The sequence below is a fragment of the Bacteroides sp. AM41-16 genome, assembly GCF_003603495.1.
GTDB classification, from domain to species: Bacteria; Bacteroidota; Bacteroidia; order Bacteroidales; family Bacteroidaceae; genus Bacteroides; species Bacteroides uniformis.
The window spans coordinates 195,113-214,942 of sequence record NZ_QTNE01000005.1; the positions used below are offsets into that span (position 1 = coordinate 195,113).

A 19,830-nucleotide genomic window follows, 5' to 3' on the forward strand; every position below is an offset into this window, starting at 1 on the left:
TCCTACATTTGTCGCCAAAGCACAAAAACCATGGATACTAAGAGAATACGAAATGTAGATATTTCCCAGATACATCATTTGCCGATGATCGATTTCATCGGCAATGATTTTGCTATTTTTGATGACATCAAGGACATGTCTTTGAGCTCTTATCCCACCCGTTTGAATGCTGCTTGCCTGACTGTCTGCCTGAAAGGGTGGTGCAAACTGGAACTCAACTTGCAGCAATGTGAAATGCGGGAAGGTATGTTGGGTATTATCCTTCCCGACCAGATTGTTCTGCAAGGAGAACGCTCCGATGACTTTGCCGGACTTTTCATTGCCGTCTCAAAAGATTTTATGGATATGGTGATACCCACCATGCAACAGCTTTTCCCCATGTTCTTCATGATTAAGGAACGGCCTTTCGTCCACATCACTCCGGAGGAATCCCAATCATTCCAGGAGTATCACTCTTTCCTCTGGAGCAAGGTGAAGCTGAAGGACAATCCTTTCCGTAAGGAAATCACCCAGGGATTGCTGCTGGCACTGTTCTATGAGATATACAACATCTATCAAGGGCATGCCGTTCAGGAGCGCATACCCAAAAGCAGGAAGGAAGACTTGTTCGAACGCTTTATCCGTGCCGTTTCAGAGTCCTATAAGGAAGAGCGAAGTGTGTCCTATTATGCCGATAAGATGTTCCTCACCGCCAAGCACCTTTCCACCGTAGTGAAGGAAATCAGCGGAAAGACGGCAGGCGAATGGATTGACAGTCTCGTCGTTTTGGAAGCCAAAGCCTTGTTGAAGTCTTCCGAGCTGAGCATTCAGGAAATTGCGGACGAGCTGCACTTTGCCAACCAGTCGTTCTTTGGCAAGTATTTCAAGCATCACACCGGTATGTCACCTAAAGAATATCGCCGGCAATAGGTTCAATGTGACGGAATAATGTTTATTTTTGCGGTAAAGATTTACCCCCAAAATAAACTATCATGGAAAAAAGAGAAATTGACCTTACTGTTTCCTGCTATGGAAAGGTGAAAGGAGTGAAGTATGACGTTGTCATCCTGCCTTGGGGAGCTACGGAGCCCCATAATCTGCATCTGCCTTATCTCACTGATTGTATTCTGCCGCATGACATTGCCGTAGACGCGGCTGCATTGGCTTTACAGAATTCCGGTGTACGCTGCATGGTGATGCCTCCCGTACCTTTCGGTGCACACAATCCGGGGCAGCGCGAACTTCCGTTCTGCATCCATACCCGCTATTCCACCCAGCAGGCCATTCTGGAAGACATAGTTGCCTCCCTCTATGCACAAGGCATGCGCAAGCTGATTATTCTCAGCGGTCATGGCGGCAACAACTTCAAGGGAATGATTCGTGACCTGGCGTTTGTGTATCCCGATTTTCTGATTATCGCTGCCGACTGGTTCAGCATCGTCCCTCCCAAAGACTACTTTGAGGCTGTTGTCGACGACCATGCCGGCGAGTCTGAGACTTCCGTCATGATGCATTACCATCCCGAGCTGGTGAATCTGGCTGAGGCCGGTGACGGAGAATCCCAACCGTTTGCTATTCCTTCCCTGAATGAAAAGGTGGGCTGGGCTCCCCGCCATTGGAATAAGGCTACAGTCGACAGCGGGGTAGGGAACCCCAAAAAAGCTTCTGCCGAGAAAGGAGAACGTTATATGAAACCGGTGGTGGAGAAGTTGTCGAAGCTCTTTACGGAAGTCGGTCAAGGAAGTCTGTATTGATGTACTTGGGGATATTCCGTAAATGTTCCTCTTTCTAATAAATTAAGAGAAAAGTTTTACTTTACGTGAGCTTTTCTCTTGATTATTTTCGTTGAACCTCCCCAGTTTTCTGTCTTTTCATAGAATATTATTTACATATTCTTATTTTTTCCTTTCCACCCATGCATTATGTACATGTCTTTTTTAGGGGAAGTTAAAACCTCTCCTCTTTTCCTGTTATTTTAGTCTGATTATGCAGCAGTTCTTTTTTTCTTTTCGACCTTTTCTATCATGCATACCGCATTGGCCGTATGTATCCCAAAGAAAATCCAAAGCATTTCCGTTTTCCTGTTTCTGGCTTTTATCCTGGCCAGTGAGTAATGTTGTTTCTGCGTTCCAAAGCTTCCTTCCAGCCGGGTAGCTCTTTCACGGCTGAGTTCCGACCGTAAGATCCTCCGAAGCGGCTCATCTTTGGCGGCTCTGCCCTTACGCTTGAAGGAAGTACTTATATGATATTTAGTACAAAATTTCCGGTTGGCATTATTGGCATAGATTGAATCCGCTGCAAGCGCCTTAACCCTAACCTTGGTCAGTTGTTGTTGCAGATGAATACAGTCTTTCAAACGTACTCCTTCGTTAAAAGCCTTAAAGGAGATATGTTCTATAAAGGAGATTCCATCTATCTGTATATTGTTGACCTTGGCTCCGAATTCAACGGATTTGGTTTCCTTGCCTCTGATAATGGGGCGAAGGTAATGCCGGTCGATACTCACGATACGGTCGGACACTTTTTGGCCTGCAAATAAATTCTTCCCTTGCTCAAGAACCGTCTGTATGACCGAGAATCGTCTTTGGTAATCAGAGGATAGTGTAAGCCTGTTCCCGTAGGATGAATGGATCCGCTCCAACTGGTCAAGCAACTTTTCCAACAACTGAAGTAGCCTGCGTGTAATCATACGGGTCTGTGATTTCCTGCGTTTACGCAGTTTACTGTAAACAAGGTAGGCACGGCTTACATCAAGATACTTGTTACGGGGACGTTGTATGTGCAATCTCCGGCAATGTTTGCACAGATGACGATGAAGCCATACGATACCTTCCCATAAGAGTTTGGTATCAGTAGGGAAACGCAGACGGCTTTCATAACAGGTGGTATCGGTCATACAGACATGAAGGTTCTCAAGATAAGGTTTCCAATGCCCGGCAAGAATAAGCTGGAGGGACTCAACATCAAGGCGATTCGTCAGGAACTGGCGGATCGCACTGACGATTTTAGGATTGGTCAGCGGATGAAGCGGATCAATCTGAACACCACAAAACAACTGGTAATGAATATTACCGTTTAAATGTTCAATCAGTTGTGCATCGGAAAAGTTGGTATAGGACTTCAGGACCATCAAGGCTATTTTACCTTCGGGAGAAAAATAACTTTTACGACCCAAAGGAGAAGACTTCAAATGCATTTGTCGGGCCAGTTCCGAGAAAGGGAATAGAGAATGGAGGCGACCTAATTCACTCGTTACAAAACTTTGACGATATTTTTTAAGCATATCGAACTCGGTAAAACCTAAACAAGGTTCGATTTCTGAAATTTTTTGTATCTTTACCATGTGTTTTTATTTTTAATTACCCCCGTTTTGGCCGTCAAACCGTTTTTGGGGGGAATGCTTAAAGATACAAAAAAGGCAACTAACTCATTGCAAGTTAGTTGCCTTAAATTTTATTATTTTAGGAATATCCCTATGTATTCTCCGGGCAGACAGGTGGAGGGTTACAGTATGCCCGAACGTACCCGACTCAGTGTTTCGGGGGTCATCAGCAGATAGGACGCAATATGCGACAAGGGAGCCCGCTTGATGACTTCGGGCTGATGTTCCATGAGCTGGTTATAGCGCTCGCGTGCAGCCTCAAACCGCCAGGAGTCAGCCTTTATCTGTGAGACAATCAGGGAATATTCCAGAATCTTCCGATAGAACATGTTTATTTCCCATGAGATTTCGGTAAGTGTCAACAGCTTGTTGTATGGCAGCAGGTATACGACACTCGACTCGAGTGCCTCAATCATGAGGTGGGTGGGTTCCTGCTTCAGGGTACTTTCTATGCAGATGATGATGCAGCCTTCATAGGAAAAGTGTTCGGTGACGTCTTTGCCGTTTTTATAATAGAATTGGCGCAACATGCCTTTTCCTACAAATACGATATTATGGCTTATTTGCCCTTCATTGAGTAATAATGCGCCCTTTTCTACTTCCTTGCGAATGAGGATTTCCTCTATCAACCTTCTTCCCTCGGGAGCCATGTCCGGATAGCGGGAGTTGATAGCGGCATCTACGGTTTCTTTCAATAGTGCATCCATAAGACCATGATTTATTTGTTCAGTAAGTAAGGCCGGTAAAGTTCGGTCCGCTTCTGCTTTCGGGGAGCAAAGATAGGACTTTTGGAATTAAAAACAATTCCGGATGAAGCTTTTGTTTACCCATTTCATGCCATACCAGCGGCGGACGAAAATGAAGCCGCGGATATTCTCGTCCAACAGGAAGGCTACCCACATGCCGCAGATACCCCAGCCGAGGGGGAAACCGAAAAGGTATCCCACACCTACAGCTACACTCCACTGCACCACCAACCCTACGTAGAAGGGGTAATTGACATCTCCTGCCGCACGAAGGGCGTTGGTGGCGAAGATGTTGATGGGGCGGCCTATTTCGAGGAGTACATCTATGATAAGGATGGTGGCACCCATACGTATGATGTCGGGGTTGGACGTGAGCCAGCCAAAGATGGCATGCCCCGAAAGAGCGAGGATGCAGGACAGCATGACGGTAATCATGACGGATTTCTTCATGACGTATTTTCCCATAAGGAAGGCTGCGTGAGGTTTCTTCTCGCCTATCAGATGCCCGATACAGATGGCTCCGCCTTGTGCCATGGAGATGCTGAACAGATAAGCGAACATGATGATGTTGACACAATAGGTACGGGTGGCGAGCGCTTCCACTCCCAGCATGTTGATGAAGTAGGTGATGACGACTTGCGACGAGCTGTACGACAATTGTTCGCCGGCGGAGGGCAGGCCTACCTTCATCAGGTTCTTTAGTTCTATCCACGGAAAAGGGCGGAAGTATGCCGGTGGGAAACGGTGGATGTGCTTGCGGAACAGTATGACGAACAGTATAATCATGGAGACACCCCGGCTGAAGGCTGTGGAGATGGCGGCGCCTTCCACGCCCAGTTCCGGAAAGCCGAAGCGACCGAAGATGAGGGAGTAGTTGCCGATGATATTTAGGATATTGACTACGACGGTGACCATCATCGGGTAGATGGCCTTGTTGGCACTGCGCAGGGAGGCGGAGAGGGTGAGGGATAGTGCCTGGAAGAAGGCGAAAGCGCCTACGATACGCATATAGTCCATGCCGTCCTGCATCAGTTCAGCGGTGAGCCCCATCAGCCGGAGGATGGGATGGGCGCAGGAGAACAGTACCAGGCTGACCGTGATACCTACCGCCAGGTTGACGAGGATGGATACGCCGACTACTTGCACTACTTTCTTGTGTAGTTTCGCACCGAGATACTGGGAACACAGAACGGACGTTCCGAGGTTGATGACTTCGAAAACGAGGAAAGTGAGCATGATAATTTGGTTGACTACCCCTACGGCGGCAACACTGTTGTCCGAGTGGCGGCTCAGCATGATGGTGTCCACCGCACCGAGCATCATGATGAGAAGTGTCTCTATAAAAATGGGGGCGGCCAGCTTGGCAAGCCGCTTTTTCAGGCTTTCTTGTTGTATCATTGTCCGTGTATGTGCACTATACTTTAAAAATCGCGCAAAGATAAGGAAAGGTTGAAAAGGACGGTTTGATATGTATCAAATTTTTTTTCTTGTTTTAGGGTTTGAGTGTTAACGTGTTATCTCAAATTGTATGAAAACGGTGAAAAAAATATGTAGGAAAGATTTGCACAGTCCAAAAGTTTGCCCTACATTTGCACCGCATTTGAAAAGAATGCTGGTTATAAAAAAGGAAGTTTGGGTGAGTGGCTGAAACCACCAGTTTGCTAAACTGACGTACGGGTAACCGTACCGGGGGTTCGAATCCCCCAGCTTCCGCCAGATGCACTCTTAGCTCAGTTGGTAGAGCAACTGACTCTTAATCAGTGGGTCCAGGGTTCGAATCCCTGAGGGTGTACAAGACAAATGCGAGGGTGGGTTCATCTAACGGTTAGGATACATGCCTCTCACGCATGGTATACGAGTTCGATTCTCGTACCCACTACAACAAGAAAGCGGTTGACTGATGAAACGGTTAACCGCTTTTTGTTTTTCATTTTTCTGTTGTAATCCGAAAATAGTTTCTATATTTGCACCCGCTATGGCGAAATGTATATTCTATATCTTGTTAGGGTTGTTCCTCATATCGAAGTTCACTTCCGTTTCTGATGATATGGAGGGATGTAAGACACTCCCTACTGCGGATGTGCATTATTTCTCCGGAGCCCAGCACAGCTTGTCGGGGGCAGATGGCAGACAATGCCAGGAAAAAGGGGAGGACGCGAATTATAATTGCCTGGCAGATGCCGGTTGCATAGGAAATACCTTCTCATTACGGCATGCCTCTTGCTCGAAATTGTTGAGGCTTAATCCGGACTTCATTGCCGCCAAGGTTGCGAGAACCCTGAAAACTCTGCTCCCGGAAGAAAAGACAACTTCTTTCCCCTTTACTTTCCATCCCCATAAGATTTCATATAGATATTATGTATATACGCTGAGGCGTATTCTTATTTAGTACTTTCCCCTCCTCTCTTTCGGGAGCCGGAGAGATTGCCCGTCTCCCCATGCCGAGTTTTTCTCTATTTTTTAAGTACTGATAATCAATATATAATGGATTTTCTATTGGATTTTATTCTCCATATCGATCAGTATATGATTGATATAGTGCAGGAATATCATATGTGGGCGTATGCCATATTGTTTCTGATTATTTTCTGCGAAACGGGGCTGGTGGTCACACCTTTCCTGCCGGGCGATTCCCTGCTTTTTGTGGCGGGAGCTATTGCCGCACTGCCCGACATGCCTCTCGAGGTCAATGTGCTGGCTTTGATATTGTTTGTTGCCGCGGTATTGGGCGACTCTTGCAACTACATGATAGGGCATTTCTTCGGGCGAAGGCTCTTCAATAATCCCGATTCCAGAATATTCAAGCAAAACCATCTCGACAAGACCCATGAGTTCTATAAGAAGTATGGAGGCAAGACAATTATCATAGCTCGTTTTGTGCCTATCGTCCGTACGTTTGCGCCATTCGTGGCGGGGATGGGTAAGATGCATTACTATTACTTCATGCTGTACAACCTGATTGGGGGCGCCTGCTGGATTGCCATTTTCTGTTATGCGGGTTATTTCTTCGGTGACCTTCCGTTTGTACAAGAGAACCTCAAACTGCTGATTGTGGCCATTATTGTGGTTTCCATACTGCCGGCCGTGGTAGAAGTGCTGCGTGCAAGACTGAAACAACGAAAACAAAAATAAATTAATATACTTAGTACATTTATCCATTATGAAGAATTCTTTTTTTAGCCGGTTCACACCGAAAGAACCGAAATTCTTTCCTTTGCTGAAGCAATTGTCTGAGATTTTATTGTCCTCGTCGGCTCTGTTGATAGAAATATTGGGCCATGACTCGCCTGAGAAGAGGGCGGAAGATTATAAACGAATCAAAGATTTGGAGCGCGAGGGCGATAAGCTGACCAATCTGATTCTGGATGAACTGGGCACTACTTTCATTACTCCTTTTGACCGGGAGGATATCCATGACCTGGCTTCGGGCATGGATGATGTGATTGATGGAATAAACAGCTGTGCCAAGCGTATCACTATCTATAATCCGCATCCTATTTCGGACAAGGGGAAAGAGCTGGGACATATGGTTCAACAAGAAGCGGCCCTCATCGGCCAGGCCATGGATGAACTGGAGGCATTCCGCAAGAGTCCGGATAAGCTGCGCGCATATTGCAACCAGCTGCATGACATAGAAAACCGGGCAGATGATATTTATGAATTTTTCATCACCAGGCTTTTTGAAGAAGAGAAGGACTGCATTGAACTCATCAAAATCAAGGAGATTATGTATGAGTTGGAAAAAACGACGGACGCAGCCGAACACGTGGGCAAGATTTTGAGGAGCCTGATTGTGAAATACGCATAAACGAACGGACGCATGGAACTATTAGTGATTATCATTGTACTGGCTCTGATATTCGATTATATCAACGGTTTTCATGATGCGGCCAATTCTATTGCCACCATTGTGTCTACCAAAGTGCTTACACCGTTTCAGGCGGTGATATGGGCGGCTTTCTTCAATTTTGTGGCCTTTTTCATCGCCAAGTGTGTCATCGGCGGTTTCGGCATTGCCAACACCGTATCGAAAACGGTGATGGAGCCTTACATTACTTTGCCTATCATTCTGGCCGGCGTGATTGCGGCTATTGCCTGGAATCTGTTCACTTGGTGGAAGGGAATCCCTTCCTCTTCTTCGCACACGCTTATCGGAGGTTTTGCCGGAGCTGCCATCATGGCACACGGTTTTGAGGCCATCCAGTTGAGTATCATTCTGAAGATTGCGGCATTCATTTTTCTGGCTCCCTTGATTGGTATGGTGGTGGCATTTGGTTTTACGTTGTTGGTCTTGTACATTTGCCGCAGGGCGCATCCCCATACGGCCGAGGTGTGGTTCAAGAAACTGCAGCTGGTGTCTTCGGCTTTGTTCAGCATCGGGCACGGTCTGAATGATTCACAGAAGGTAATGGGTATCATTGCTGCGGCTATGATAGCCGGACATTCGGAAGGACTGGGAATGGGGATAAACAGTATTGATGACCTGCCGGATTGGGTGGCATTCTCTTGTTTTACGGCCATTTCACTCGGTACCATGTCCGGCGGGTGGAAGATTGTGAAGACCATGGGGACTAAGATTACGAAGGTGACGCCACTGGAAGGGGTGATTGCGGAAACTGCCGGTGCGTTTACGCTTTATCTGACGGAGTATCTGAAGATTCCGGTAAGTACGACACACACCATTACGGGAGCTATTATCGGAGTAGGGGCCACGAAGCGGCTTTCGGCTGTGCGTTGGGGAGTTACGAAGAGTCTGATGACCGCTTGGGTGCTGACTATCCCCGTCAGTGCTTTGCTGGCAGCAGGGATTTATTGTATCGTATCCCTTTTTTAGAAGTGCTGCCGCATAAAAAATAGACGGGTTCGTTTTATTTTGCATGAGGTTTGCACTATCTTTGCAGCCTGAAACTGTAAAATAGAATGCACATTGGACTGGCTATATAGTTTATTCGTCGAGCACTCCGCCTTGCAGGCGGTTGTGGTACTCTCACTGATTTCTGCTATCGGATTGGGATTGGGGAAGATACATGTTTGCGGCATTTCATTGGGAGTGACGTTTGTATTCTTTGCCGGCATCATTGCCGGGCATTTCGGGTTGTCCATAGACCCGCAGATGCTGAATTATGCGGAAAGCTTCGGGCTGGTGATATTTGTGTATGCTTTGGGTTTGCAGGTGGGACCGGGTTTTTTCAGCTCTTTCCGTAAAGGAGGGGTACAACTGAATATGCTCGCCACGGGTGTAGTGCTTATCGGCACCCTGCTGACTGTACTGGGCAGCTATGGGTTGGGGGTATCCCTGCCGGATATGGTGGGCATACTTTGCGGTGCCACGACAAACACACCGGCACTCGGTGCGGCACAGCAGACATTGAAACAGATGGGATTGGAGTCCAGTACCCCTGCTTTGGGGTGTGCGGTGGCATATCCGCTGGGGGTGGTAGGGGTCATTCTGGCCGTACTGTTCATCCGTAAGACGCTGGCGCATAAGGAAGACCTGGAATTGAAAGAGAAGGATGACGTGAACAAGCCTTACATTGTTGCGTTCCAGGTGCACAATCCTGCCATCTTCAACAAGAGTATCAAGGAAATAGGCGGGCTGAACAGCTATCCGAAGTTCGTGATTTCCCGCTTGTGGCGGGATGGGAATGTGAGTATTCCTACCTCGGAAAAGATTATAAAGGAAGGTGACCGCCTGCTGGTGATTACCTCGGAGAAAAATACGCCGGCTCTGACCGTGCTTTTCGGCGAGCAGGAGCATACTGATTGGAACAAGGAAGATATAGACTGGAATGCCATAGACAGCCAGTTGATTTCGCAACGTATCGTGGTGACGCGCCCGGAGTTGAACGGCAAGAAGCTGGGTTCTCTCCATCTGCGTAATCATTACGGTATCAATATCAGCCGGGTTTATCGTAGCGGCGTGCAGCTGCTGGCCACAGCGGAACTGACCTTGCAATTGGGTGACCGCCTGACCGTAGTGGGCGAAGCCGCTGCTATACAAAATGTGGAGAAGGTGCTGGGCAATGCTGTGAAAAGCCTGAAGGAACCGAACTTGGTGGCGGTATTTATCGGCATTGTCATCGGTCTGGCTTTGGGAGCAATTCCTATTTCCATTCCCGGCATCAGCGCTCCCGTGCGGCTCGGATTGGCAGGAGGCCCTATCATCGTAGGTATTCTTATCGGGACATTCGGTCCGAGGATGCACATGGTGACTTATACTACGCGCAGTGCGAACCTGATGCTCCGTGCATTGGGATTGTCTCTTTACCTGGCTTGCCTGGGACTGGATGCAGGTGCCCATTTCTTCGATACGGTATTCCGGCCGGAAGGGCTGTTATGGATTGCTACGGGTTTTGCGTTGACTGTGGTTCCGGTATTGATTATGGGTATCGTTACCTTCAAGTGGCTGAAGATAGATTTCGGAACAATGGCGGGTATGCTGTGCGGAAGCATGGCAAACCCCATGGCGCTGAACTACGCCAACGACACCATTCCGGGAGACAATCCGTCTGTAGCTTATGCTACGGTTTATCCGCTGTGCATGTTTCTACGGGTAATTATAGCCCAAGTGCTGCTCATGTTCTTCATTAATGGATAATGAAGAATGAGGGATATTATCAACTGTCAATTATCAACTATCAATTAAATAACTATGGGAAATATAACTCCGGAAAGTATTGTCAATGACTTGCGTTATTTGCAATTATTATCACGCAGTTTTCCTACCATTGCTGATGCCAGTACAGAAATCATCAATCTGGAGGCCATTCTGAATCTGCCGAAAGGTACAGAGCATTTTCTGACGGATATTCATGGCGAGTATGAGGCTTTTCAGCATGTGCTGAAGAATGCATCGGGGGCAGTGAAACGTAAGGTGAACGAAATATTCGGGCATACACTGCGCGAAAGTGAGAAGAAGGAAATCTGTACGTTAATTTATTATCCGGAAGAGAAGCTGCAACTTATCAAGGAGCAGGAAACGGACCTGGATGACTGGTATTTGATAACACTGAACCAGTTGGTAAAAGTATGCCAGAACGTTTCGTCCAAATATACCCGTTCGAAAGTACGCAAGGCACTTCCAGCAGAGTTCTCGTATATCATTCAAGAGCTGTTGCACGAATCGAGCATCGAACCTAACAAGCATGCCTATATCAATGTCATAATCAGTACCATTATCTCTACGAAGCGTGCGGATGATTTTATTGTGGCGATGTGCAACCTTATCCAGCGCTTGACCATCGACTCGCTGCATATCGTGGGCGATATATACGACCGCGGACCGGGTGCGCATATTATCATGGATACTCTCTGTGATTATCATAATTTCGACATCCAATGGGGTAACCACGATATTCTGTGGATGGGTGCCGCATCAGGTAATGATGCTTGTATAGCCAACGTAATCCGTATGTCGATGCGCTATGCCAATTTAGCAACGCTGGAGGATGGTTATGGCATCAATCTGTTGCCGCTTGCAACGTTTGCCATGGATACCTATGCGGATGACCCTTGCACCATCTTTGCGCCGAAAATGAACTTTGCCGATGCGGAATACAATGAGAAGACCTTGCGGCTGATTACACAGATGCACAAGGCGATTACGGTTATCCAGTTGAAACTGGAGGCGGAAATCATCAGCCGCCGTCCTGAGTTCGGTATGGAGAACCGGAAACTGCTGCATCTGGTGGATTTCGAGCGTGGTGTGTTTGTATACGAAGGCAAGGAATATCCGTTGCGCGATGTGAATTTCCCCACCGTAGACCCGGCGGACCCGTATCGTCTGTCGGACGAAGAGCGCGAACTGATGCACCGGATTCATTCTTCTTTCATGAACAGCGAGAAGATGAAGAAGCACATGCGCTGCTTGTTTACGTATGGCGGCATGTATCTGGTGTGCAACAGTAACCTGCTTTATCATGCTTCCGTGCCTCTGAATGCGGACGGCAGTTTTAAACATGTTCGCATCGGCCAAAAGGAATACTGGGGACGTAAGTTGCTGAAAAAGACCGACCAGCTGATACGTACCGCTTACTTTGACGAGGACGGTTCGGACGAGAAACAGTTTGCACTGGATTATGTCTGGTACATGTGGTGCGGACCGGATGCCCCTTCCTTCGATAAAGACAAGATGGCTACCTTTGAACGCTATTTTGTGGCCGACAAAACATTGCATAAGGAGACGAAAGGGCATTACTATGCTTTGCGCAACGAGGCTGAGGTGTGTGACCGCATTCTTGAAGAGTTCGGCGTGAAGCCGGGGCCACATTCGCATATCATCAACGGACATGTACCGGTAAAGACCATTAAAGGTGAGAAACCCATCAAAGCGGATGGTAAGCTGCTGGTGATTGACGGTGGTTTTTCAAAAGCCTATCAGCCGGAAACGGGAATTGCGGGATATACGCTGGTATATCATTCCCACGGCTTGCAGTTGGTGCAGCATGAGCCGTTCCAGAGCCGTCAGAAAGCCATTGAAGAAGGACAAGACATCAAGTCTACAACCCTGGTTGTCGAATTCAATTCGCAGCGTATGATGGTGAAGGATACGGATAAAGGAAGTGAACTCGTTACGCAGATTCAGGATTTGATGAAACTGCTGGTGGCGTATAGGACGGGGCTGATTAAGGAGAAACAATAATTTATAATTTCAGTATCGTCACCCCGCCCTCTACAATGATGCCTTTGTCATAGGTTTTCCCTTGGGTGTAGTAGCGGCTGCCGCCATAACCGCCGGTGAGGAATATGCCAAAGCGCTCGGTCAGGTGGTATTCCAGATTGACACGTGCCTGGAGGGCATAGAGACGTGCCGGAATGCCGTAGTCCTTGTTCTTGAAGGTTTCTATATGTTGGTATCCCAGATCTCCGCTGATGAACAGCTGTTTGTAGAGCGGTAATTCAAGACCGGCACGGTAGAAGAGGGCAGCGGAAAACTTATCGCCAAAATCCAGATAATGGGTACCGCCACCGAGGATGGTATAGAAGAGCCGGTTCTTGAAACGGGCACCTACATTCAGCTTGGTGGCATTACCACCGAAAAACATCAGTTGAACTTTTGTTTGGGGATTGGCATTGACTAATCCCAACTGGAAACCATCTAATTTTTCTTTGTAGTAGTTGAATAGACCTATTTGAAGCCCTTTGGCACGTATGGCCATATTGGCAGCGCCTATTTGTAATCCTCGGGCTGTACCACCCACCACATTGCCCAGGCCGGAAACCTGAACACCGGTCATATCTCCGGCGGTGATGTTGGTAAGGGCGGACATCTGCATGCCATTCAAGTCTTCACCGATTACACTTAGCAGGCCGGCCCCTGAAAATCCTTTGAAATTTCCACCGGAAATATTGGCGAGTCCGGCAAAGTGTATGCCGGAAGCACCTTCTCCGCTGATATTCAACAGGCCGCCTATGGAGGCGCCACGATTATAGTCCCCACTGATGTTTGCCAGACCGGAAATGATGACGCCTTGCGCATGGTTTCCGGTGATACCTACCAGTCCCGAAACGGATACTCCGATAAGGTTGTTGCCATTGATGTTGGTAATTCCTGCTATCTGCATGCCTCGCATGCTTCCCCCCACCATATTTGACAGACCTGCCATCTGTACACCGTTCACATCCCTGCCGGTTACACTGCCAAGAATATTCATGCCGAGGCCATTCAGACGGTTCATGGAGGAGAACACACCCAGATTGAAGCAGGTGCTTCCTATGGTATCAGTCCGCTGTGTGGAGATGTTTTTCCATAAGGAGATATTGATACCTACCGGGCCATGGTCTGTTCGTGGAGAGCGTTGTTTCCGGAAAGATTTTTCGGAGGATTTCTGAATCGTATCCGGCTGTACGCTGCCCGGATTATGTTCTTGGGCAAGAGCTGTCCCTGCAAGAAGCAGGGACACAAGGAGGAGGGAAAGGTTTCGTTTCATACTTTTTTTCTATATTTCGTCCGGCCAGGGAGCTGGTTGGCGGGTGGCACGCAACAGAGGGCGCTGCGCATCCACAGACCGGAGGTAATTACTTAATTTCCGTGACAACTCTTTGACAACTTCAGGCTTCTCTCGGGCCATATCATGTTTTTCACTGATGTCGGCGGGGATGTTGAAAAGTTCCCGTCTACCGTCACCGAAATAATACACCAGCTTCCACTCGCCCGAACGGATGGAGCAAGTGGCTCCGATGCCCGGGCCGGAAGGACCCCAGCTATTGGGATAATGCCAGTAGATATCACGGTCTTTCATTTTACCTTTTCCGGTGAGCAATGGCATGAAACTGATGCCGTCGCGTTGCTGTACGGTTGTATAGTTGTCTACGCCTGCCATCTCAAGGATGGTGGGGAAGAAGTCCTCTATCATCAGGTAATGGTCGCATTGGGTTTGGGGCGCTACGATGCCCGGCCAGCGGACAATCATCGGTTCACGTATGCCTCCTTCGTAGGCGGAACCTTTACCACTATTGAGCGGATAGTTCTGGACATGCAGTTGTCCGGCGCGGGTATGGGCCGCCAAACCGCCATTGTCGGACATGAAGATGAGGATAGTGTTTTCCGTCAGGTTGTTCTTGTCCAGATAGTCCATGATGTCTCCCAGACTTTTGTCCATACCCTCAATGAGAGTAGCATAGGCGGCTTCTACCGGAGGAAGGCCTTTGTCCAGGTACTTCTGGTAGAAACGCATGTCAGGTTGTATAGGGGTATGGATGGCATAGTGTGCCATGTATAGAAAGAATGGCTTGTCAGTCTGCTGTGCATCGTCCAGTGCCTTCATGGCCTCTATGGTAAGGGCTTCACTTAGGAAAGTGTCGGTTCCATGATATTTCTCCAGACCGGGTACGGCAGCCAGCGGGCTTTTACCGTCTGTTTTGTTGCCGAAATTCTCCTTGCCATAGTAGCTGGCAGGTGAACCGGCAGCATGTCCGGCTATGTTCACTTCAAACCCCATTTTCAACGGGTCGGCTCCGGGAGTGCCTTCAGCACCAAAGTGGGCTTTTCCGCAATGAATGGTGTGATAGCCATGGTCTTTGAGTACTTCGGCCAGGGAGGTGACTTGTGTGGTCCGTTCCACGCCAGGCTCTTGACAAATGCCGTTAACGTTCCATTCCGGATAAATCATGACCGAGTCGGGTTGTTCATGGGTAGTGTTCTTACGGAGGGTCCAACTGGTGACTCGATGCCTGGCAGCATTCATTCCCGTAAAAAGGCTGACACGCGTAGGTGAACTGATGCTGCATGCATAGGCCTGCGTAAACATTTTGCCTTGTGTAGCCATCCGTTCCATGTTGGGAGTATGGTACGTATCGTTGTACTTGGTACGCTGTGTCCAAAAGGGGAGGGACGTGTCTTGCCATCCCATGTCATCCACTAGGAACAGAATGATGTTTGGCTGCTCTTTTGGAGCAGGTACGGCATCCCCAGGCGGCATGCCATACGCTTCTCCCGCCATTCCGCATATCGGAAGCATGGCGGATAATAATAATTCGTTTCTCATTTAGATAATAATTTAGAAAGGGTTAGATAGGTTGTAGTTTAATTGTTTTTTACATTATCCTTTGGCCTCCTGATACAAGAAGCGTTTGATAGATTTCTTCGGCGTTTTTTCAAATTCTTCAGGATAGATTTTCATTTTGAATATCTGGCTGTATGCGGGCAGTTCTGCATTCAGTGCCACACGGTTTTCCTCCATGACGCGTTCGATGTCGTCATTGTTCAGCCCATGGGCAAAGGCATCATCGAAGTCGGGGTAAACCAGACCTACCAGTTTCTCATTCTGCTGCACGATGATGCTTTCGGCTACATACGGCATATTGTTCAGTTTGTCTTCTATCTCTTCCGGGTAGATATTCTGACCGCTCGGACCAAGGAGCATGTTCTTGCTGCGTCCCTTGATGCTTACGTTGCCTTCGGCATCCATCAGGGCAAGGTCTCCGGTGTGCAGCCAGCCGTCTTTGTCGAGTACCTGTACGGTGGCCTCGTCGTTCTTGTAGTAACCCAGCATGACATTGGGACCACGGCAGACAATCTCTCCCGGAATGTTTTCGGGATCGGATGATAGGATTTTCACCTCCATACGCGGTGCGGCTTTTCCGCAAGAACCGGGTTTGAAGCGGGTCCAATCCTCGTAACAGATGATGGGGCCGCATTCCGTCATTCCATAGCCTACCGTATAGGGGAAATCTATCATCTTTAAGAACTGCTCCACTTCCTGGTTGAAGGCAGCTCCTCCTACAATGACTTCTGCAAAGTTTCCGCCAAAGGCTTGAATCATTTGTTCGCGTACGGTTGCTTTTATCTTGTCGTTAATGATGGGTACTTTCAGCAACAGCTTCATGGCGGGAGTTTCCAGCTTGGGCAGTACGCTCTTCTTTATAATCTTTTCGATAATGAGCGGAACAGCCACAATCAGGTTAGGCTTCACTTCGGTGAAAGCTTGGAAAATGATTTTGGGGCTGGGCATGCGAGTGAGGAAGAATATGTGGCAACCTACGGCGAATTCATACAGAAACTCGAATGCAAGTCCGTACATATGTGCCATTGGCAGCATGGAGACAATCTTGTCACCGGCTTTCAGCGGCAATACTTCGAAAGCAAAAGTAGTGTTTGACCAAAGGCTGCGGTAGGGCAGCATCACTCCTTTGGAGTAACTGGTGGTGCCGGATGTATAGTTGATGACCGCCAGTTCGTCGGGCTGGTCCTTGTGATAACTGACATGTTCCTTGCGGAAGTTCTTGGGGTATTTCTTACCGAACATTTCGTTGAGATGTTCGCGGGCATAGTCCAACTTTTCGCTGCGGGAGACAAGAATGTAGAAGTCTGCCATCATCATGATGCCCTCCAGCAACGGCATAGCACTTTCGTTGAGGTTTTCCCAAACCTGGTCGCCTACGAAAAGCAGTTTGGCTTCGGAATGGTTCACGATGTTGTGTACATTGTCTGCCTTGAACTCGTGAAGGATGGGGACGATTACCGCACCGTAGGTCAATGTTGCGAGGAACGTTACGCCCCAGTGGGAACTGTTGCGGCCACAGACGGCAATCTTATCGCCTTTCTTGATGCCGCTTGCCTCGAAAATGATATGCAGCTTTTCTATTTTGCGGGCTACGTCCTTATATTGTAGGGTTGCTCCCTTGTAATCGGTCAGAGCGTCTAAATCCCAATTTTCCTTTATGCTATTCTCTATATAGGCGATAAAACTTTGTTCCATGATATTTAATTGCACATTTGGTTGAAAATTGTGCAAATATAAGGGTTTATATATAGAAAGCAAACTTTTATAAGGAAAATAGTTTTTATGGTGGCTATTTGTTAAAATTCGACAGTTATACCTAAAGTAGGCAGGATAGTGCCGCTTTCCTGCTTGAGGTATTTCATTTTATAGCGCTGTTCGGCAACAGGAGCAGACGGATTTTCGATGATGCCCGTACTCATTATCACATCCGGCTGCTTCAGTTTGTTGCCGGTGATATTCTGTATGTCCAGATAGATTCCTATCATGCAGTGATGGAAGTAGAAGGACTTGTCCACACGCAAGTCTAACTGGGCAAAGTTGGGAAGCCGCCCGGTATTATAGTACGCATAGTCGTAGTAGGGCTGTCCTTTGGCATCCCATGCTTCTACGAGTGATGATTTGTCTTCATCATAGGGAGTGTAGGGGCTGCCGCCTATATAGCTTAGCTTGCCTCCTATGCTCCAGCGCCGGGGCAGGTTGTATGTACCGCTCATGTTGAGTATGAAACGGTTGTCCCAGGCAGATGGAATGAAGTCTCCATTTGAACGGTTGCGGTATTCGCTGCGGTATAAGGTGAAGGAGGATACGAGATTGAACTTGCCGGATGCCTGCCAGCGGAACATGGTTTCCAGTCCGTAGGCCCTGCCGCTGGCTGTAGGGACGAGTGCTTCGTTGCCGGTGACACCGTAATCGTTTCCTTTGCATGCCAACGGAATGTTGTCTTGAAGGGAAAGTGGCATACGGCTGTAACGCTTGAAGAAACCTTCTGCAGAAACCATGAACCGGTCTTGCAGGTGCCAGTCCACACCGAGGCTGCTTTCAAAGACCTGCATGTACTTCAGGTTTTTGTTGAGATATTGCCCTTCATTGTCTTTATATCCCAAAGCGGTGTAGGGAGGCAATTGGTGGTAGAGGCCGGTACTTCCGCTCAGGGTCCATTGTTCCGAGAGTTTGTAGGATGCAGAGAGGCGTGGGGAGAACTGTTTCCATAGCTGCCGCATCTTTCGGTTGTAAGTGTTGCCATCCATACGGATACCGGCAGAAAGGGCCAGACGCTTGTCGGCGGTGGTATAGTTGGAAGAGAAGAAAGCCCCCCAGCCGAAGATGTTGAGTGAGGTTTCGTAGATGGAAAGCGTACTCGAATGACTGCCGTATAGTCTTTGCCTGCTGTGGTTTGTATAGATGGAGTTGTTCAGTTCTGCTCCTTCTTTTAGGGTCCATGCTCCCAAGCGCGTTTGGTTTTCGAAACGCAGGGTGGTCTTTTGTTCTGTGGAGCGTAGGCGCAGGGTCAGGTTGTCTTCGGAAGAGTCATCGTTGTTGCGGTATTTCAGATTGCGGTTGTTCAGGTAGTTATGGCTCAGTATAAGGGATTGTACGTGCCTTCCATTGTAGTGTCTGTAAGAGGCTCCGAAAGTGAATGTTTCCTGATGGATAGTGGGGAGATAGCTGAGCAGATATTCGGCATCTTCTCCTTTTTCATCGGTATTCAGTTTCATCTTGTCAATGCCTGCAAGACCAAGCAGGGTCAGCTCGCTGTGCTCGTTGAAACGGGTTTTTGTTTTGAATTGTCCGTCAATGAAATTGGGCAGGAAGGGCAGTCCCAAAGCCTTGAACAAAAGTTGCAGGTAGGACTGGCGTGCGGAGAACAGATAAGTGGTGCGCTGCCCCAGATGGCCTGCTCCGCTGAGCGAGACTTCCGATGCGCCGATGGTGGCTTTGAACGCCTGCTTGTCCGGATTTCCGTCCTTGAGGCGGAAGTCGAGGACGGAACTCAAGGCTCCGGAGCGGTTGGCGGGGAAGGCGCCCGTATAAAATGTAATCTCGCGTATCAGGTCGGCATTGACAATACTTACCGGTCCTCCGGATGCACCCTGAGTGGCAAAGTGGTTGATGTTGGGGATTTCGATGCCATCCATATAAAAGCGGTTTTCGGAAGGAGAACCGCCCCGAACAATCAAGTCGTTGCGATAGCCGATGGGAGAGAAAGAGACGCCGGGATAGGAGCGTACGATGCGCGAGACATCCCGGTTGGCTCCGGGACTTTTCTCTATTTCCTGCAAGCCGATGATACGCATGCTGACTGGGCTTTCGATACTTCGCCGGAAGGGGGAAGGCACCACCACTACTGTGTTCAGCAGATTGGCATCCTCTTCCATCTCTATCTCGATGAACGGGGTTGAGGCTGAAACAATATATTCGGGGGTGGAAACAGTCTGGTATCCTATGCAGGATGCCTCAAGGCTATAGATGCCCGGAGGTACCTGCTCTATCTTGAATGTGCCGAGTGAATCGGTGGACGCCCCTTTCCCGGGGATGCCGGCAACGAAAACGTTGGCGTAGGCCACGGGTTGTCTGGACTGTCTGTCGATGACTTTGCCGCGAACGGAATAGGTCACGGGAGCTATCATGGCATTCATGGTTGGGCTGATACCTGATAAAAGTATCAGCAATATAAACAATACAGTTTCCACATTGTACCGTATGGCATTCATGGCTAATC

At 48.3% G+C, this 19,830-nt stretch carries 15 protein-coding genes and 3 tRNA genes; 11 read left to right on the top strand and 7 right to left on the bottom strand.

The features are described from left to right. Positions 1–30 precede the first annotated feature (30 nt). Both DW896_RS07060 and DW896_RS07065 read left to right on the top strand, forming a co-directional pair. Complete coding sequence (locus tag DW896_RS07060) at positions 31–909, top strand: AraC family transcriptional regulator (RefSeq protein WP_009036861.1); 879 nt, start codon at positions 31–33, stop codon at positions 907–909. A gap of 62 nt (positions 910–971) precedes the next feature. Beyond that, positions 972–1,733 (top strand): creatininase family protein, encoded by a 762-nt coding sequence (locus tag DW896_RS07065; RefSeq protein ID WP_009036862.1) that lies wholly within the window; start codon positions 972–974, stop codon positions 1,731–1,733. A 230-nt stretch (positions 1,734–1,963) separates the two neighbouring features. Here the strand turns inward: DW896_RS07065 and DW896_RS07070 are convergent, their stop codons facing one another. The 3 genes from DW896_RS07070 to DW896_RS07080 all read right to left on the bottom strand — a co-directional run bounded on the left by DW896_RS07070 (position 1,964) and on the right by DW896_RS07080 (position 5,505). After that, positions 1,964–3,322, bottom strand: a complete 1,359-nt coding sequence (locus DW896_RS07070) for a transposase (protein ID WP_009036863.1) — start codon at positions 3,320–3,322, stop codon at positions 1,964–1,966. Between the two features lie 161 nt (positions 3,323–3,483). Next, positions 3,484–4,068, bottom strand: coding sequence for a Crp/Fnr family transcriptional regulator (locus DW896_RS07075; protein WP_009036864.1), 585 nt, complete (start codon positions 4,066–4,068; stop codon positions 3,484–3,486). A gap of 87 nt (positions 4,069–4,155) precedes the next feature. Continuing rightward, a complete protein-coding gene (locus DW896_RS07080; RefSeq protein WP_009036865.1) occupies positions 4,156–5,505 on the bottom strand; it encodes an MATE family efflux transporter in 1,350 nt (449 codons plus the stop codon). 228 nt (positions 5,506–5,733) lie between these two features. Between DW896_RS07080 and DW896_RS07085 the strand changes: the two genes are divergently transcribed. The 9 genes from DW896_RS07085 (at position 5,734) to DW896_RS07125 (ending at position 12,748) form a co-directional block, all read left to right on the top strand. Continuing rightward, positions 5,734–5,823: transfer RNA gene (locus tag DW896_RS07085), tRNA-Ser, on the top strand. Between the two features lie 3 nt (positions 5,824–5,826). Continuing rightward, positions 5,827–5,899 (top strand) — tRNA-Lys (locus DW896_RS07090). A gap of 15 nt (positions 5,900–5,914) precedes the next feature. Then, positions 5,915–5,986 (top strand) — tRNA-Glu (locus DW896_RS07095). A 96-nt stretch (positions 5,987–6,082) separates the two neighbouring features. Further along, the gene (locus tag DW896_RS07100) at positions 6,083–6,496 is read left to right on the top strand and encodes a hypothetical protein (RefSeq protein ID WP_005828038.1); all 414 of its coding nucleotides are present in this window, start codon (positions 6,083–6,085) and stop codon (positions 6,494–6,496) included. Between the two features lie 95 nt (positions 6,497–6,591). Then, positions 6,592–7,239 (top strand): DedA family protein, encoded by a 648-nt coding sequence (locus tag DW896_RS07105; RefSeq protein ID WP_009036866.1) that lies wholly within the window; start codon positions 6,592–6,594, stop codon positions 7,237–7,239. A gap of 28 nt (positions 7,240–7,267) precedes the next feature. After that, complete coding sequence (locus DW896_RS07110) at positions 7,268–7,915, top strand: DUF47 domain-containing protein (RefSeq protein ID WP_005828040.1); 648 nt, start codon at positions 7,268–7,270, stop codon at positions 7,913–7,915. A gap of 12 nt (positions 7,916–7,927) precedes the next feature. After that, positions 7,928–8,941, top strand: a complete 1,014-nt coding sequence (locus tag DW896_RS07115; RefSeq protein WP_005828041.1) for an inorganic phosphate transporter — start codon at positions 7,928–7,930, stop codon at positions 8,939–8,941. A 93-nt stretch (positions 8,942–9,034) separates the two neighbouring features. Beyond that, complete coding sequence (locus DW896_RS07120; protein WP_005828042.1) at positions 9,035–10,705, top strand: putative transporter; 1,671 nt, start codon at positions 9,035–9,037, stop codon at positions 10,703–10,705. 54 nt (positions 10,706–10,759) lie between these two features. Beyond that, entirely contained in the window at positions 10,760–12,748 is a 1,989-nt protein-coding gene (locus tag DW896_RS07125; RefSeq protein WP_005828043.1) for a fructose-1,6-bisphosphatase, read from the top strand. A 1-nt stretch (position 12,749) separates the two neighbouring features. On the opposite strand, the gene DW896_RS07130 is transcribed toward DW896_RS07125, so the two are convergent. The 4 genes from DW896_RS07130 to DW896_RS07145 form a co-directional block, all read right to left on the bottom strand. After that, positions 12,750–14,036 carry an LA_2272 family surface repeat-containing protein gene (locus DW896_RS07130; RefSeq protein ID WP_009036867.1) on the bottom strand — a complete coding sequence of 429 codons (1,287 nt, stop codon included), beginning with the start codon at positions 14,034–14,036 and terminating at the stop codon, positions 12,750–12,752. Positions 14,037–14,045: 9 nt separating this feature from the next. After that, entirely contained in the window at positions 14,046–15,593 is a 1,548-nt protein-coding gene (locus DW896_RS07135) for a sulfatase (RefSeq protein ID WP_005828045.1), read from the bottom strand. Positions 15,594–15,647: 54 nt separating this feature from the next. After that, positions 15,648–17,306: a long-chain fatty acid--CoA ligase gene (locus tag DW896_RS07140; RefSeq protein WP_035448166.1), complete on the bottom strand. Its 1,659-nt coding sequence runs from the start codon at positions 17,304–17,306 to the stop codon at positions 15,648–15,650. A 101-nt stretch (positions 17,307–17,407) separates the two neighbouring features. Next, on the bottom strand, positions 17,408–19,822 hold the full coding sequence (locus DW896_RS07145; protein WP_119993056.1) for a TonB-dependent receptor: 2,415 nt from the start codon (positions 19,820–19,822) through the stop codon (positions 17,408–17,410). Positions 19,823–19,830: the final 8 nt, after the last annotated feature.